The sequence below is a fragment of the Microbispora sp. H10670 genome (genome assembly GCF_014161385.1).
GTDB lineage: Bacteria > Actinomycetota > Actinomycetes > Streptosporangiales > Streptosporangiaceae > Microbispora > Microbispora triticiradicis.
Genome location: NZ_JABBWW010000051.1, coordinates 1 through 15,567, shown reverse-complemented (window position 1 = coordinate 15,567; position 15,567 = coordinate 1). Strand labels below are relative to the sequence as shown.

Genomic DNA, 15,567 nt, shown 5'->3' with positions numbered 1-15,567 from the left:
ACCACCTCGGCCCCCCGAGGCGGCCACTCCGCCAGATCGAACCCCGCCACCCCCACGACCGGACCCACCACACCCGACGCGTGCCGCACCCACGCCCCGTCCCCATCACCATCCGGACGGGAGAAGACGTCGACCACCCGCCGACCGGCGTCGTCGGGTTCGGCCACGACGACCTGGACCGACACTCCGCCGCGGTCGGGCACGACCAGCGGGGCGTGCAGGGTCAGGTCCTCGACCTGCGGGCAGCCGGCCTGGTCACCGGCGTACACGGCCAGTTCGAGCAGGGCGGTGCCCGGGAGCAGGACCCGGCCCGAGATCACGTGGTCGGCCAGCCAGGGGTGGGTCCGCAGGGAGAGGCGGCCGGTCAGCACGACGCGGTCCTCTCCGGCGGCGCGCAGCACGGCGCCGAGGAGCGGGTGGTCCGCGGGCGCCTGGCCGAGGCCCAGCGCGTCGTTCGGCTCCTGCGGAGACATCCAGAAACGCCTGCCCTGGAAGGCGTACGTGGGCAGGTCGACGCGGCGGGCCCCCGGGCCGTACGCCGATCCCTCCAGGGCGGCGCCGCGCGTGTGGGCGACGGCGACCGCGGTCAGCAGCTGACGCACCTCGCCGCGGTCCCGCCGCAGCACGGGCACGAAGGCGAGGTCGCCGGAAGCGTCGGCGAGGCAGTCCTGGGCCATCGCGCTGAGCACGCCGTCCGGCCCGATCTCCACGAACGTGTCCACGCCTCTGGCGTGCAGCGCGGCGACGCCGTCGCGGAACCGCACGGCGTCGCGGACGTGCCGCACCCAGTAGGCCGGCGAGCACAGCTCCTCGGCGGTGGCGAGTTCGCCGGTCACCGTGGAGACGACCGGCACGCTCGGCGGCGAGTACTTCAGGATCCCGGCCACCCGCCCGAACTCGGCGAGCATCGGCTCCATCAGCGGCGAGTGGAAGGCGTGGCTCACCCGCAGCCGCCTGGTCTTGCGGCCGTCGGCCTCGAAGCGGGCCGCGACGGCCAGCACCTCCGCCTCGTCGCCCGACACGACGACCGACCGGGGGCCGTTGACCGCCGCGATTCCGGCGCGGCCGGTGAGCAGCGGCGTCACCTCGTCCTCGGCGGCCTGGATGGCGACCATCGCGCCGTCGGCCGGGAGGGCCTGCATCAGGCGGCCGCGCGCGGCGACCAGCGTGGCCGCGTCCTCGAGCGACAGCACCCCGGCCACGTGCGCGGCGGCCAGCTCCCCGATCGAGTGCCCGGCGACGTAGTCCGGCCGCACCCCCCACGACTCCAGCAGCCGGTAGGCGGCGACCTGCAGAGCGAACAAGGCCGGCTGCGCGTAAGCCGTCTGGTGGAGGAGATCGGCCTCGGGGGTGCCGGGCTCGGCGAACAGCACGTCCAGGAGCGGGCGGTCGAGCTGGAGGTCCAGATATCCGGCGGCGTCGTCGAGAGCGGCGGCGAAGACGGGATACGTCCCGCACAGCTCGCGGCCCATGTCCAGGCGCTGGCTGCCCTGGCCGGTGAACAGGAACGCCAGCGCGCCGCCGGTGACGCTCCCCCTGACCACGTCCGGGCCGCTCTCGCCCTGGGACAGGGCGCGCAGCCCGCGCAGGCACTCGTCCCGGCCGGTGGCCAGGACGACCGCCCGGTCCGGGAACGCCGTACGGGTGGTCACCAGGGAGTATCCGGCGTCGGCGGGCGTCACGGTGTCGTCGGCCGCGAGCAGGTCGTGCAGCCGGGCCGCCTGGGCCCGCAGCGCGTCGTCTCCCCGGGCCGACACCGGAACCAGGCACGGCGCCGTCGTCAGGTCCGGCACCGTCTCTTCGGGCGCCGTCTCTTCGGGCGCCGTCGCCGTGTCCCCGGACGGTGCCGAGGGCGCCGCAGCGCCGTCCACCGGCCGCGTCCCGGCACCGGAGGCGTCGCCCGCCTGCGGCGTGGAGGCGGCGGCGGCGTCCGACGGCGGCTCCTCGATGATCACGTGGGCGTTGGTGCCGCTGACGCCGAAGGCCGATATTCCCGCCCGTCGCGGCCGTCCGTTCTCCTGCCAGGGCACGGGCTCGGTCAGCAGCGACACCCGGCCCGCCGACCAGTTCACGGCCGACGACGGCTGGTCGACGTGCAGGGTCTTCGGCAGCACCCCGTGCCGCATGGCCAGCACCATCTTGATCAGGCCGACGACGCCGGCCGCCGCCTGGGTGTGGCCGATGTTCGACTTCACCGATCCCAGCCACAGCGGGTCGTCCTGCTCGCGGCCCTGGCCGTACGTGTCGATGATCGCCTGCGCCTCGATGGGGTCGCCGAGCGTGGTGCCGGTGCCGTGCGCCTCGACCACGTCCACGTCGGACGCCGCGAGCCCCGCGTCGGCGAGCGCCTGCCGGATCACCAGGCGCTGGGCGCGGCCGCTCGGCGCGGTCAGGCCGTTGGACGCGCCGTCCTGGTTGATCGCCGACCCGCGCAGGACCGCGTGCACGGTGTGGCCGTTGCGGCGCGCGTCCGACAGCCGCTCCAGGACCAGCACCGCCGCGCCCTCGGAGAAACCGGTGCCGTCGGCGGCCTCGGCGAACGGCTTGCAGATCCCGTCCGGCGCGAGACCGCGCAGCCTGCTGAACGCGGTGAACACCCCGGGGCTGCTCAGCACGGCCACGCCGCCCACCAGCGCGAGGCCGCACTCGCCGCTGCGCAGGGCCTGCGCCGCGACGTGCACCGCGACGAGCGAGCCCGAGCAGGCGGTGTCGATCGCGAGCGCCGGTCCGAGCAGCCCGAGCGTGTACGCCACCCGGCCGGCCACCACGCTGGTCGCGTTGCCGGTGATCAGGTAGCCGTCGAGCCCGTCGGGCGCGTCGGCGATGCGGGGGCCGTACTCCTGGGGCTCGACCCCGATGTAGACGCCGGACCGGCTGCCCGCGAGCGAGGCCGGGTCGATGCCGGCGCGCTCGATCGCCTCCCAGGCGGTCTCCAGCACGAGCCGCTGCTGCGGGTCCATGGTCTGCGCCTCGCGCGGGCTGATGCCGAAGAAGTCCGCGTCGAAGAGCGTCGCCTCCGGCAGGAAGCCGCCGCGCCGCAGGTAGGTGGTGCCGGGCTGGTCCGGGTCGGGGTCGAACAATCGCTCCAGGTCCCAGCCGCGGTCGTCGGGGAAGTCGGTGAGAACGTGCCGGCCGTCGTCGACCAGGCGCCACAGCCCCTCGGGCGAGTCGACCCCGCCGGGCAGGCGGCAGCCGATGCCGACGATGGCGATCGGCTCGTCGACGGCCTGCCTCTCGCCGGCGACCGGCTCCGGGCCGGTCTCAGGGCCGGTGTCCCCGAGCAGTTCCGTACGGAGGAAGGCGGCGAGGGACGCCGGTGTCGGATGGTCGAAGGCGGCGCTCACCCCCAGCGCGAGCCCGGTCACGGCGTTGAGCAGGCTCTGCAGTTCGACCAGGGCGATCGAGTCGAGACCGAGATCCCGGAACGCCCGGCGGGGCGAGACCTCGGCCGGGTCGTCGGGCCGGAACTTCCGCAGCACGGCGGCCGTCTGCGTGCACACCAGATCGAGCAGCACGCGGTTTTGCTCGGCGAGCGGCAGACCGGTCAGGCGGGCGGCCAGCGCCGCTCCTCCGTCCGGTATGCGCGCTGCCCACGACCCGTCGAACCCAGACTCAGACATGGCGTACCTCTGCCGAAATATAGGTGCCTGAAAAGGCAGACACATCTCACCCACGATCTACGCAAACCCTAAGACAGGGAATCACCCGCCCAATAACCCCTATCGCCCCCTGACTTCGCCCGCGGCGGCGCCGCCCGCCGTTGCCGGAAGTCGCGGTGGAGTGTTATCAAAAAATAGTGATCCATGGCCATATGTCTCTGCACCGGATCCGTCTGGGTAACGATCTGCTGCACGAATTCTTATTGCAATGGGCGGAATGGACGCCGGACAGTCCAGCCGTCATACAGTCGCGCGGCGACGGCGAATTCGACGTCATCACGTACGAGGGCCTGCTGCGCCGGGTGGAGGAGTACGCCGCCGGGCTCGACGCGGCCGGCCTCGACGTCGGCGACCGGGTCGTGCTGGAGTCGGACACCACCGCGGCCGGAATCGCGATGTTCCTGGCCTGTTCGGCGCGGGGCGTCACCTACATCCCGGTGAGCAGCGAGACCCCGCAGGCCCGGCGGCTGTCCATCGTCCAGTCGGCCGAGCCCGCGCTCTACCTGCGCGCCGCCGGCCGGCCGGAGGTCGAGGTGCCGCCGGAGGTCGGGACCGGGGTGTTCGGCCCCGACGGGGTGTGGATCGACTCCGCCCCCCGGGGCCGCCGGGCCGAGTGGCGCACGCCGATCCCGTCGGACCCGGCGTACATGATCTTCACGTCGGGCAGCACCGGCCGGCCGAAGGGGGTGGTGATGAGCCACCGGGCGGCGCTCGCCTTCTTCCGCGGGATGCTGGCCCACGAGATCGTCGGCCCCGGCGGGCGGGTGGCGTCCACGTCGCCGTTCCAGTTCGACTTCTCGCTGCTCGACATCGCGCTCGCCCTCGGCAGCGGCGCCGCCGTCGTGCCGGTGCCGCGTGACCTGCTCCGCTGGCCCAGGCGGTTCGTCGGGTTCCTGCGCGACGCGCAGGTCACGCAGGTCAACGGGGTGCCGTCGATCTGGCGGCCGGTGCTGCGGCACGAGGCCGGCGCCCTGGCGGAGCTCACCCGGATCACCGGCATCCTGTACTCTGGGGAGAACTTCCCGCTTCCCGAGCTGCGGCGGATCCAGGAGCTGCTGCCCGGCGTACGGATCGTGAACTGCTTCGGCAGCACGGAGTCGATCGCCGCCTCCCTGACCGACGTGCCCAACCCCCTCCCGCCCGACCAGAAGCGCCTCTCCATCGGCCGCGCGCACCAGGGCGCCGACCTGATGCTGATCGGCGAGTCGGGCAACCCGATCAACACGCCCGGCGTCGTCGGCGAGCTCTACCTGCGCAGCGCCGCCCTGTTCAGCGGCTACTGGGACGACCCCGAGGCGACCGCGAGGGCGCTCGTGCCCGACCCTCTCAACCCGCGCTCCGGCCAGCCGGTGTTCCGTACGGGCGACCTCGCCTATCTCGGCGAGTCCGGCGAGCTGTACTTCTGCGGCCGGGCCGACTCGCAGGTGAAGATCCGGGGCAACCGGGTCGAGCTCGGCGAGGTGGAGCGGCGGATCCTCGAGTTCCCCGGGATCGCCGGGGCCGCGGCGACGATGCTGCCGCGGCCGGAGGGAGACCCGGTGCTCGCCGCCTTCGTCGTGCTGGAGCCCGGCGCGCCCGCGCTGGAACACCGCGACCTGGAGGCGTTCTGCCTGGCCACACTGCCCGACTACATGGCTCCGCAGCGCATCGTGCAGCTGCGCGAGCTGCCCCTCACGCCCAACGGGAAGGTGGACCGCCTGGCGCTGGCCGCCCAGCACGGGTGAGCCGCCCGGGCCACGAGCCGCGACCGGTCCTCGCGTCAGGCGCCTGACGCGAGGGCCGGTCGCCCTTTTCGTCGTACGGGTTCGCCGTACGGAAGCTGCACGGCTGGCCCGGCGGCGCGGAGACACGAGCACGGACACATGGGTGCGGGCATGCCACGGCCCTCCCCGGTGGCTGGGGGTGGGGTGGGACCACCGGGGAGGGCCGTGCCCTCGGGAGGGTGCTTCGGACGAATCGGTGCTTCAGTCGGTGCTTCAGTCGATCGCGGCGGCCTCCCGGGCGAGCCGGGCCCGGTCGACCTTCCGGTTGGAGTTCAGCGGGAAGTCCTCGACGTGCCGGTACTCCCGCGGCAGCAGGCCGGACGGCAGCACCCGGCGCAGCCGGCCGGCCAGTTCGGCCTGCTGGGTGGGCACGCCGGTGTAGAAGGTCACCAGCTCGGTGGTGCCCTCGACCGTACGGGTCACCGCGACGGCGTCCTGGACGCCGGGGCAGGAGCGCAGGGCGTGCTCGATCTCGGCGAGCTCCACCCGCCAGCCCTGGACCTGCACCTGCGAGTCCAGCCGTCCCAGATAGACCAGTTCGCCGTTCGGCAGGACCCGCACACGGTCTCCGGTGCGGTACCAGCCGCGGCCGTCGTGGTGCAGGAACCGGCCCTCGTTGTCGTCCGGGTCCAGATATCCGGAGGTCAGCTGCGGGCCGGTGATGCACAGCTCGCCCTCGGTGTCGCTGTGCTCGCCGTCCGCGGTGCGCAGCAGCCAGTCGTGGCCCTCGTGCACCGTGCCGATCGGCGCCAGGCCGTTGACGCACAGCCCCGGCGAGGTCTCCGGCGACCAGCGGTGCCCGGTGACGGTGATGGTCAGCTCGGTGGGACCGTAGATGTTCTCCAGGGTCGACCCGGGGGCGGCGGCCTGCCAGTCCGCGGCGTCGTCCCCGCGCAGCGCCTCGCCCGCGAACAGGCTCCAGCGGAGCGTCGGCATCGAGCCGGGCGTGAGACCGCCTCGCTTGCGGACCAGGACGATGCCGCTCGGCGTGGAGAACCAGACGGTCATCCGCCGTTCCGCCAGGAAGGCCGGCAGGTCGAGGTAGGCGGTGGCCGGCACCGGGTGCACGCTCGCGCCCGCGCCCCACGCGCAGAACATGTCGAACATCGCGCAGTCGAAGTTCAGGTCGAACGTCTGCGAGAACACGTCGTCCGGGCCGAAGTCGTAGCGCTCGTCCATCAGCCGGAAGTAGTGGGCGGTGCTGGCGTGCGTGATCGGCACACCCTTCGGCCGGCCCGTCGATCCGGAGGTGAACAGCAGGTACGCGATGTCGGTCGGCGCCACCGGAAGGGGGGCGTCGAGCGCCGTGCCGGCGGCCGGCCGGTCGAGGCCGATCACCGGGATGTCCGTGCCCGACGCGGCGATCTCGTCGAGCACCCGCCGCCCGTGGGCGTCGCCGAGCACCACGGAGACGTCCGCGGCCGTCAGCATGCGCCGGGTCCGCTCGACCGGGAAGTCCGGGTGCAGCGGCGCGACCGCGGCACCGGAGTAGAGACCGGCGAGGATGCCGGCGTAGCTCTCCACGGACTTGCCGGCCAGCACGCCGACCGCCTTCGGCCGCGCGCCCACGACGTCGAGCAGCGCGCCCGCCAGGCGGAGCGCGTGCTCGTGGAGCTCCGCGTAGGTGAGCACCCGATCGCCGTCCCTGACGGCCGGGCGATCGGGTGCCAGCGCGAGCCCGCGCAGGAACCGGGCGTACAGCGCGTGGTCGTCGGTCACGCCGGTCATGTCACGCTGCTGAGCGTCGCCCAGAGCGCGCCCGGAGTGGCGAAGTTGCCGAGGCTGAGCATGTCGTCGCGGAAGCGGACCTGGTAGGTGCTCTCCAGCGACGCGAGCAGGTCGACCATGCTCAGCGAGTCGAGGCCGAGGTCACGCAGGTCGCTGCCCTCCGTGAGCTGGGCCCCGTCCGGCAGGAACGGCAGGTGTTTGCGGAGTATGGTCTCGAATCGCTCGTCCCACATGATGACTCTCTCCACGGGGTGGTCTTCTAGGAAAGGCTCGCCCCGGCTCGGGCGAGGTTCTCTTGCGCGGCGCCGCGCTCCTGGGCGGCGCGGTGCAGCTGGGCCGTGCGGTGCTCCTGGGCGGCGCGGTCCCGCCGGCGCGGGCGCGTGGCCCAGCGCGGGTCGAGCGCGACGACCTCGAAGTTGCGGGTGGTGACGCCCACCCGGCCCCAGAGCTGGTCGGGTCCGGAGACGTACAGTTTCCCGACGCCCCGCTCCCGCAGTGTCCCGACGACGGCGGGCCAGCGGACCGGGCGGACGATCCCGTCCAGCAGGATGTCCCGGACGCCGGCCGCGGTGTCCCGCAGCGAGCCGTCCTGGTCCGCGACGACCGGAATCGCCGGGTCCGTGAACGTGAGCGTGGGGAACAGTTCGGCCTCCACCCTGTCCCGCAGGCCGCCGAAGGCGCGGCAGTGCAGGGGCGGGTCCATGACGTACAGCGGAAGCCCGCCATGCGCCCGCAGCCGGCTCCGCAGGCCGTCGAGCACGTCACGGTGCACGGACAGCATGTGGAAGTCGTCGTCGACCTGGCAGGAGATCTCGTACCACTCGCCGCGTTCGTCCATCTCGGCGAGCAGTTCGGCCAGCCGCTCGCCGGGCACCCGGACGAACGACTGCGTCACCACGTCGGGGTGCTCGGCCGCGAAGTACTCGGTCTCGTACCGCACCAGTTCGGCGGTGAGCCGCACTCCGTCGGCGAAGCCGAGCGCGCCGGAGTGGACGGCGGCGGCCTTGCCGCCGAAACTCGCTCCGGCGCACAGGCCCGGCTCGACGCCGAACTCCTCTCGCGCCCACGTCGCGAGCGCCACGCAGTTGACGAAGAAGGCGACCTGCGCGTATTCGGAGTAGTCGCCGCTCGTCTCGCGGTAGCGCTCGAAGAGGTCATATCCCAGCACGTCGCCGGCGACCGCCACCAGCCGCCTCGCGACCGGGTTGACCAGCATGAACCTGGCCACGGTCGCGAAGTCGCACGGCCCCATGCCGGGAAAAACGATGGCGCTGTCCATGCTCAGAGGCGACGGCCCGTGATCGGGAAACCGGGGAACATGCCCGGCTTGACCTGACCGTGCAGGGTGCTGTCGTTGATCGTGGCGGTGAACTTCAGCTTGATCGGCATGGGCTTGGTCACCTTGAGCTTCCAGGTGACGGCGTTGCCGGTGACCTTGCCCTCCAGCAGCTCGGGGTTGGGCTCGTCGGTTCCGGTAAGCGCGCCTACCAGTTCCTCCCCGTTCGACTTCAGGTCGAAGAAAAGGGTCTGCTTGCCCATGGGGCTCTGCATTTCGACCGCCCACTTGCCGTCGACAGGCATGGCATTCCTCACAATCGATTAGCGGCTGATTCGAATTTCAACGTACACCGGCGGGGAACACGGCGGCACCCTTAGTAACCCCAGACGAGACGAACACCGACAATTTCTCCTCGAGCAGGTCGAGTTCGTCGCGGATATGCGGCAGGGAAAGGGGCCGTTCGGCGTAGAGCGCGGCCTCGCGCTGTTCGGCGGTCTGGCCGTAGAGCATGCTGGTCGCCGCGCGGAAGCGCAGCGCGCCGGGGTCGTCGCCGAGGTGGTGGCCGCCGAGCACCGCCACCCCGAAGTCGTCGAGCAGCACCCGCTGCAGGGACGCCGAGTCGGTGACGCCGTGCCAGTCGAGCCTCTCGCGCAGCGGTTCGAAGTCGGGGTAGACGTAGAAACCGCCGGTCGGCGGCCGGCACAGCGCGCCCGCGCCGACCATGATCTCGTGGACGGCGTTCGCCACGATGCCGTGCAGGCGGGTGTCCGCGGCGATGCGGCGCACCACCTCGGGCGGTTCCGCGAACACGTACTCCGCCACGGCCTGCATCGGGCCGGCCAGGGTCGACCAGATCTCGCTGGCGACCGCGAGCACCTCGTCGCGGATCCGCTCGCCCCACGGGCCGGACGGGAACCGGGCGGCGCCGATCCGCCAGCCGCCGAGCGCGATGCTCTTGCTCAGGCCGGTCAGCACGATCGTCCGGTCCGGCACGACCTCCGCCGGGCTCAGCACCGGGCGCCAGGGGTCGTGCACGATGTCGCGGTAGATCTCGTCGGAGAGGATCAGCAGGTCCTCGCTCTCCGCGATCTCGCACAGCTCCCGGACGAGGGCCGGCGAGGCGACCGTGCCGGTCGGGTTGTCCGGCGTGGTGAGGATCAGGATGCGGGGGTTGTGCCCCGACGCGCGCGCGGACCGGATGGTCTCGCGCAGCGCCTCCGGCTCCGGCACGCCGCCGCACTCGTCCGGGATCGGCACCCCGAACACCTGCTTGCCGGCCAGCCGCGCCTGCGGCGCGTAGGTGACCCAGGACGGCCTGGCCAGCAGGACGTCCCCGGGGAGCACCAGTTGCAGCGCCATCAGCAGTGGTTTGCTGCCCGGCGCGAGCACCGTCTGGTCGGCGTCGGTCGGTATGCGGCGGCGGGTGAAGTAACCGGCCACCGCCGCGCGGGCGTCGGCGGAGCCGGCCACCGGTCCGTACGCGTTGCGCGACGCGCCCTCCAGCAGGCGGGAGACCAGCGGCCGGAAGACCGGCAGCCGGGACTCGCCGAAGCCCAGGTGCACGATGGCGGCGCCCTCGGCTCTGCGCCGGGCGACGAGCTGGTCGAGCGCGAGGTTCGGGGAGACGTCACGACTGGACATGGGCCGCCTCCCTCGTCCACCGCCCGATCCGGGCCGCCCCGCCGTCGATGGCGGTCATGATGTCGTCGGGGGTGTCCGGGTCGAGTTCGAGCTCGGTGAGCCAGGCGGCCGTCGGCGAGTAGTGCGCCCGGAACGGACGGCCGACCAGCGACGGCTGGCGGGCCTGCATGAACCGCAGCCGGAAGTAGCGGCCCTGCGGGGTCTCCTCGACCCCGTCCACGATCACCTTGCCGGGGGTCGCGGACATGACCGGTCCGCGCACCGTCCGCGCCAGGCCGGGCAGGGTGCGGAACGCCCCGTGGAAGATCTCCACCGAGCGGGCGAGCGGCACCCGGAAGTAGGCGTGCGGCCCGGTGTCCCGCTCGACGAACTGGTAGTACGGCACCGCACCGGCGGCGAACTGCAGCCGCCACAGCCGGGCCCAGGTGTCCACGTCGTCGTTGACGTACTTGATGAGCGGGGCCTGGCAGTACACCACGGCGCCGGTGCCGCGGACCCTCGCCAGCGCGGCGCGCGCCTCGTCGGTCTCCAGCTCGCGGGGGTGGCTGTAGTGCGCCATCAGCGCGAGCGTCCGGCCGGAGGCCACCACCCGCTCGAACAGCCGCAGCAGGTCGTCGGCGTCGGGATCGGTGGTGTACCGGTAGGGCCAGTAGGCGGGCGACTTGCTGCCGATCCGGATCGTACGCACGGTGTCCACGGCCAGCAGCGGCTCGATGTGGCCGCGCAGCCGCTCCGTCGTCATGATCATCGGGTCGCCGCCGGTGATCAGCACGTCCGAGACGTCGGGGTGCCGGCCGAGGTAGGCGATCAGCTGGTCGGGGTTCGGCGCGGCGAAGCGGAGATCGGCGTCGCCGACGAACTGCGCCCAGCGGAAGCAGTAGGTGCAGTACGCGTGGCAGGTCTGGCCCTGGCTCGGGAAGTACAGGACCGTCTCGCGGTACTTGTGCTGAAGGCCGGGGATCGGCTCGTCGCCCAGGGTGGGCACGTTCAGCTCTTTCTGCCCGGACGGATGCGGGTTGAGGTCCGCGCGGATGGTCCGGACGGCCTCCTGGAGGCGGCTCCGGTCGCCGGTGGCGCTCAGCACGGACAGGATCCGCTCCTGCTCGTCCGACAGCATCCCGTGCTGCGGGAACACCAGCCGGTAGATCGGGTCGTCGGGGACGCGGGACCAGTCGATCAACTGGGACAGGACGTAGTCGTTGACCCGGAACGGCAGCACGAGCGAGATCAGCCGGATCGCCTCGCGGGCGTCCTCGGACAGCCCGTACCGGTCACCGATCTCATCAATATGACGAGGGCCGTAGGCGCGGAATCGCCCGACCTCCAAGGAACTGCCAGCAAGCAGCGTCATGCCGAAGTTCCTCCGATCTTCTGAGTCTGCTTGTTGCGAGCAATTGACGATAAATTGAATTCGGTCACCCGGTATACCCCTAAATACTCGTGCAGGCCCTTAGAATTCGCCCACCCGCACGGGCGTCGCACCGCGGTCCGGGATGTTCTCCAGGAACTCCCGGACGACCCGCAGGAAACGCTCCGGCTCCTCCAGATGCGGCAGGTGGCTGGAATCCTCGAAAATCTGCCAGCGGACGTCGGGAATGAGATCGGCGAACGGCTGGACGGCGGCCGGAGTCACCTCGTCGTGCCTGCCGGAGATGAGCAGCGTGGGCACGGCGATGTCGGGGCAGCAGTCGACCACGGAGTAGTCGCGCAGCGTGCCGTTGACGTGGAACTCACTCGGCCCGTTCATCGTGTAGTAGACGGCGGGGTCGTTGTGGATCTCCATCAGGGAGGCGATGAAGTCCCTGGGCAGCGGGTCGAGACGGCAGACGTGCCGGTCGTTGAAGACCTTGACGGCCCGCACGTACTCCGCGCTGTCGGTGGTGCCGGCCTCCTCGTGCCGGGTGAGCGTCTCCGCGACCTCCGGGGGGAGCGCGCGGCGCAGCACGGCCAGTTCGCCCAGCCACAGGGGGTACGACGCCGGGGAGTTCGCGATGATCAGGCCGCGCAGGCCGGCGGGCCGCGTCGCCGCGTGCCGCGCGGCCAGCACGCCGCCCCAGGAATGGCCGAGCAGCGTGTAGTCGCCGGCGATGCCGAGCGCGCCCAGCAGATTCTCCAGTTCGTCCAGGAACAACTGGGGGGTCCAGAAATCGGCGCCCCGGCCGGGCAGGCGGGTCGAGCCGCCGTTTCCCAGCTGGTCGTAGTGGACGACCGGCCGGCCGTGCCCGGCGAGGTCCGCGATGTTGCGCAGGTAGTCGTGGGTGCTGCCGGGGCCGCCGTGCGCGACCACCAGCGGCGGCACGCCCGCCCGCAGATCGCCGGTCACCCGGTACCACGTCCGGTATTCACCGAAGGGCACGGTGCCCTTCGCGTTCGGCGCGAGAGCCATGGTTATTCCTCGAATCAGCCAGAGCTTGGATCAGCCGGAACCCGAAATCTGGAAATCGGCTAAAACTCGAAATCGATCAGGACTCGGATCAGCTGGAAATGGACTGCAGCCATTCGTCGACGACCCGCGCCGTGACGTGCGCGCGCTCGTCGATCATGGTGAAGTGGTTCGCCTGCACCTGCCGCACGGTGTGCGCCGCGTCCCACGACGTGGCCTGCCACCCGTCCGCGGGCTCGGTGCCGAGGAACGACTCGGTGCACTGCGCGAACAGCACCGGCGCGGACACCGTGCCGATGTCGAGGTCGGGCAGCATGTCGAACCAGCAGCCCATGCCGGAGAGCCGGGCGCTGTCGAAGCCGCCGAACATCTCCTCGACGTCGAACAGGCCGGCCGCGAGCTGCTGCATCGGGATCGCCTGCCCGGCGCCCTCGTGCAGCTTGAAGGTGTCGAGAAGGACCAGGCCGCTGGGCGAGATCCCGTACCGCTGCTCCAGGCACGCGGCGGCCGCGTGGGCGAGGGTGCCGCCGGAGGAGTAGCCGAGCAGCACGAACGGCTCGCCCTCCGCCGCCGCGATGACCGCCTCGGCCAGCGCGAGCACGCCCGCCTCCGGCGTCGCGGGCAGGCTGTCACCGGCCGCGAATCCCGGCGTCGGGATGGCCGAGACGTGCCGCGGGGTGAGGTGCCGTACGAGCCGGGCGTGCTGGTGCACGCCGCCGGTGACCATCGGCGTCGACAGGCAGATCAGCCGCGGCCGCGCCGGGCCGTCGGCGAGTTGCACCGCCGGGATCGGCCCGCCGAGGTCCGCCGGGGTGGTGAACTTCGGCCGCAGGTTGGACACCGCGCGCAGCAGGTCGAACGCCCCCGCCACCTGGTTGTCGGTGATCGCCGCGCGGAACAGGGCGCTCAGCGTGTCGGGCGCCCGCTCCCCCGCCGTCGGCGTGGCGGCCGCCCCCGCCGCGGGGGCGCCGGCCGGCGTGACCGCCATCTCGTCGTGCAGGTACGCCGCCAGCTCCCGCGGCGTCTTGCTGTCGAACACCACCATCGGCGGCAGCCGCAGGCCGGTGGCCGCGTTGAGGCCGTTGCGCAGTTCCATGGCCGACAGCGAGTCGAACCCGGACTCCAGGAAGTCCTTGTCGAGGTCGACGTCGGCCGCCCCGGCGTGGCCGAGCAGCACGGCGGCGACGCCCCGCACCAGTTCCTCCAGCGCGGCCTTCCGCTCCGGCTCGCCGAGACCGGCCAGCCGGTCGCGGAACGCGCCCGGGTCGGCCTGGCCGACGCTCGCCCGGCGCCGCCCCGTACCGGCGAGGCCGCGCAGCAGCGCCGGCGGCTCGCCGGGACGGGAGCGGAGCGCGGCGCGGTCGAGGCTCAGCGGCGTGAGCGCCGGGTACGGCGACGCCAGCGCCGCGTCGAACAGCGCCAGGCCCTCGTCGGCGGTCAGCGGCGGCAGGCCCTGGCGGCGCAGCCGGTGCAGGTCGGTGTCGCTGAGCCACTGGCTCAGCCCGGTGTCCACGTCCCAGAGGCCGAACGCCATCGCGGTGGCCGGCAGGCCGCTCGCGTGCCGGTGGACCGCGAGGGCGTCCAGGAACACGTTGGCCGCCGCGTAGCTGGCCTGACCGGCGGCGAGCACCTGGCCACCGGCCGAGGAGAACAGCGCGAACGCCGTCAGGTCCAGGTCACGGGTCAGCTCGTGCAGGTGCCAGGCGGCGTCGGCCTTGGGCCGCAGCACGCCGTCCAGCCGCTCCGGCGTCATCGTGGCGACCAGGCCGTTGTCGCCGATCCCGGCCACGTGCACCACGCCGCCGAGCGGGTGCTCGGCGGGCACGGCCGCGAGCAGCCGGGCCAGCTGGTCGCGGTCGGAGACGTCGCAGGCCGCGACGGTGACCGTCGCGCCGTGCCCGGACAGCTCGGCCACCAGTTCGGGGGCGCCCGCGGCGGCCAGGCCGCTGCGGCTGGTGAGCAGCAGGTGCCGTACGCCGTGCCGCACCACGAGATGCCGCGCGACGAGGCTGCCGAGCCCGCCCGTGCCTCCCGTGACGAGCACGGTGCGGTCCGGACGCCACGGCGACTCCGGCGCTTCGGCCGGCGGCGGGACGGGCACCAGCCGGGGCACGCCGGCCACGCCGTTCCGCACGATCACCTCGGGCTCCCGCGACGCGACCGCCTGCGCCACCACCGCGGGAGTCTCACTGCCGTCCAGGTCGAGGATGGTGAACCGGCCCGGGTTCTCCGCCTGCGCAGCCCGCAGCACGCCCCAGACCGGTGCCAGTCGCGGGTCGACGGTCAGCGCGGCAGGTGAGGCGGGGGCGGCGTCGGAGGTCACCACGACCAGCCGGGAGTCGACGAGCCCCTCGTCGGCGAGCCAGTCCCGCACCACGGCCAGCACGGCGTCCGCCGCGCCGCGGACGTCGGCCAGGACGTCGCCGGTGTCCTGGGCGGGGCAGCGGAAGATCGCCACCTCCGGCGCCTCCGGAAGGCCGGCCAGCGCGGCGACGTCTTCCAGGACAGGGATGCCCAGGCCGAGACCGTCGCCACCGAGCGCCACCCAGGCGTGGGTGGCCGGTTCGGCCTGCGTGCCGGGCAGCTCGCTCCATTCCGGGCGCAGCAGCGTCTCCAGTCCGCCCGGGCGGCTCGCAGCCAGCTGCTCGGGCGAGATCGCCCGCAGCGCCAGGCGCTCGACCGAGGCGACCGGCGTACCGGCCGGATCGGCGATGTCCAGCGCCAGCGTGTTCTCGCTGAGCCAGGTCAGCCGCACCCGCAGGGCCCGCGCGCCCACCGCGTGCAGCGCGACCCCGTGCCAGGCGAACGGCAGCAGCGTGCGTTCCGCGTCGTCCGCCTCGTCGGGGACGGCGAAGCTCAGCCCGTGCATGGCGGCGTCGAGCAGTGCGGGGTGGAGTCCGAAGAGTGCGGCGTCCTGGTGTTCGTGGTCGGGGAGGGCGACTTCGGCGAACAGTTCCTCGCCGCGTCGCCAGGCCGCGCGCAGTCCTTGGAAGGCCGGGCCGTAGCCGTAGCCGCGTTCGTGCAGGATCTGGTAGGCGTCGGTGAGGTCCACCGCGCCGGCCTGGGCCGGAGGCCACTGGCTCAGGTCCGCACCGGCCGGGTTCGTGGTGGCCG

At 72.8% G+C, this 15,567-nt stretch carries 10 protein-coding genes; 1 reads left to right on the top strand and 9 read right to left on the bottom strand.

Features of this window, described 5'->3' with window-relative positions:
* The coding region (locus HHX33_RS37590) for a type I polyketide synthase (protein WP_182878171.1) at positions 1-3,620 on the bottom strand (3,620 nt) is incomplete at its 3' end.
* A gap of 191 nt (positions 3,621-3,811) precedes the next feature.
* Here HHX33_RS37590 and HHX33_RS34130 point away from each other — a divergent pair.
* The gene (locus HHX33_RS34130) at positions 3,812-5,383 is read left to right on the top strand and encodes an AMP-binding protein (protein ID WP_182878170.1); all 1,572 of its coding nucleotides are present in this window, start codon (positions 3,812-3,814) and stop codon (positions 5,381-5,383) included.
* A 252-nt stretch (positions 5,384-5,635) separates the two neighbouring features.
* Here the strand turns inward: HHX33_RS34130 and HHX33_RS34125 are convergent, their stop codons facing one another.
* The 8 genes from HHX33_RS34125 to HHX33_RS34090 form a co-directional block, all read right to left on the bottom strand.
* Positions 5,636-7,150: an amino acid adenylation domain-containing protein gene (locus tag HHX33_RS34125; protein ID WP_182878169.1), complete on the bottom strand. Its 1,515-nt coding sequence runs from the start codon at positions 7,148-7,150 to the stop codon at positions 5,636-5,638.
* Positions 7,147-7,398: a phosphopantetheine-binding protein gene (locus tag HHX33_RS34120; RefSeq protein ID WP_220499459.1), complete on the bottom strand. Its 252-nt coding sequence runs from the start codon at positions 7,396-7,398 to the stop codon at positions 7,147-7,149. The genes HHX33_RS34125 and HHX33_RS34120 overlap by 4 nt, the downstream gene beginning before the upstream one ends.
* Before the next feature lie 11 nt (positions 7,399-7,409).
* Entirely contained in the window at positions 7,410-8,429 is a 1,020-nt protein-coding gene (locus HHX33_RS34115) for an ACP S-malonyltransferase (RefSeq protein ID WP_220499458.1), read from the bottom strand.
* Between the two features lie 2 nt (positions 8,430-8,431).
* Positions 8,432-8,731 (bottom strand): hypothetical protein, encoded by a 300-nt coding sequence (locus tag HHX33_RS34110; protein ID WP_182878168.1) that lies wholly within the window; start codon positions 8,729-8,731, stop codon positions 8,432-8,434.
* 37 nt (positions 8,732-8,768) lie between these two features.
* Positions 8,769-10,070, bottom strand: a complete 1,302-nt coding sequence (locus HHX33_RS34105) for a pyridoxal phosphate-dependent aminotransferase (protein ID WP_182878167.1) — start codon at positions 10,068-10,070, stop codon at positions 8,769-8,771.
* Positions 10,057-11,421, bottom strand: a complete 1,365-nt coding sequence (locus HHX33_RS34100; RefSeq protein ID WP_182878166.1) for a KamA family radical SAM protein — start codon at positions 11,419-11,421, stop codon at positions 10,057-10,059. Before HHX33_RS34100 ends, HHX33_RS34105 begins: the two co-directional genes overlap by 14 nt.
* A 99-nt stretch (positions 11,422-11,520) precedes the next feature.
* The gene (locus tag HHX33_RS34095; RefSeq protein WP_182878165.1) at positions 11,521-12,456 is read right to left on the bottom strand and encodes a proline iminopeptidase-family hydrolase; all 936 of its coding nucleotides are present in this window, start codon (positions 12,454-12,456) and stop codon (positions 11,521-11,523) included.
* Positions 12,457-12,544: 88 nt separating this feature from the next.
* Positions 12,545-15,567 (bottom strand): type I polyketide synthase (locus HHX33_RS34090; RefSeq protein ID WP_182878164.1); only part of this gene is annotated, 3,023 nt, incomplete at its 5' end.

Coding starts and splice junctions, on each gene's coding strand:
- HHX33_RS34130 (WP_182878170.1), top strand. CDS start 3,812: ATGTCTCTGCACCGGATCCGTCTGGGTAACGATCTGCTGCACGAATTC.
- HHX33_RS34125 (WP_182878169.1), bottom strand. CDS start 7,150: ATGACCGGCGTGACCGACGACCACGCGCTGTACGCCCGGTTCCTGCGC.
- HHX33_RS34115 (WP_220499458.1), bottom strand. CDS start 8,429: ATGGACAGCGCCATCGTTTTTCCCGGCATGGGGCCGTGCGACTTCGCG.
- HHX33_RS34100 (WP_182878166.1), bottom strand. CDS start 11,421: ATGACGCTGCTTGCTGGCAGTTCCTTGGAGGTCGGGCGATTCCGCGCC.
- HHX33_RS34095 (WP_182878165.1), bottom strand. CDS start 12,456: ATGGCTCTCGCGCCGAACGCGAAGGGCACCGTGCCCTTCGGTGAATAC.
- HHX33_RS34105 (WP_182878167.1), bottom strand. CDS start 10,070: ATGTCCAGTCGTGACGTCTCCCCGAACCTCGCGCTCGACCAGCTCGTC.
- HHX33_RS34110 (WP_182878168.1), bottom strand. CDS start 8,731: ATGCCTGTCGACGGCAAGTGGGCGGTCGAAATGCAGAGCCCCATGGGC.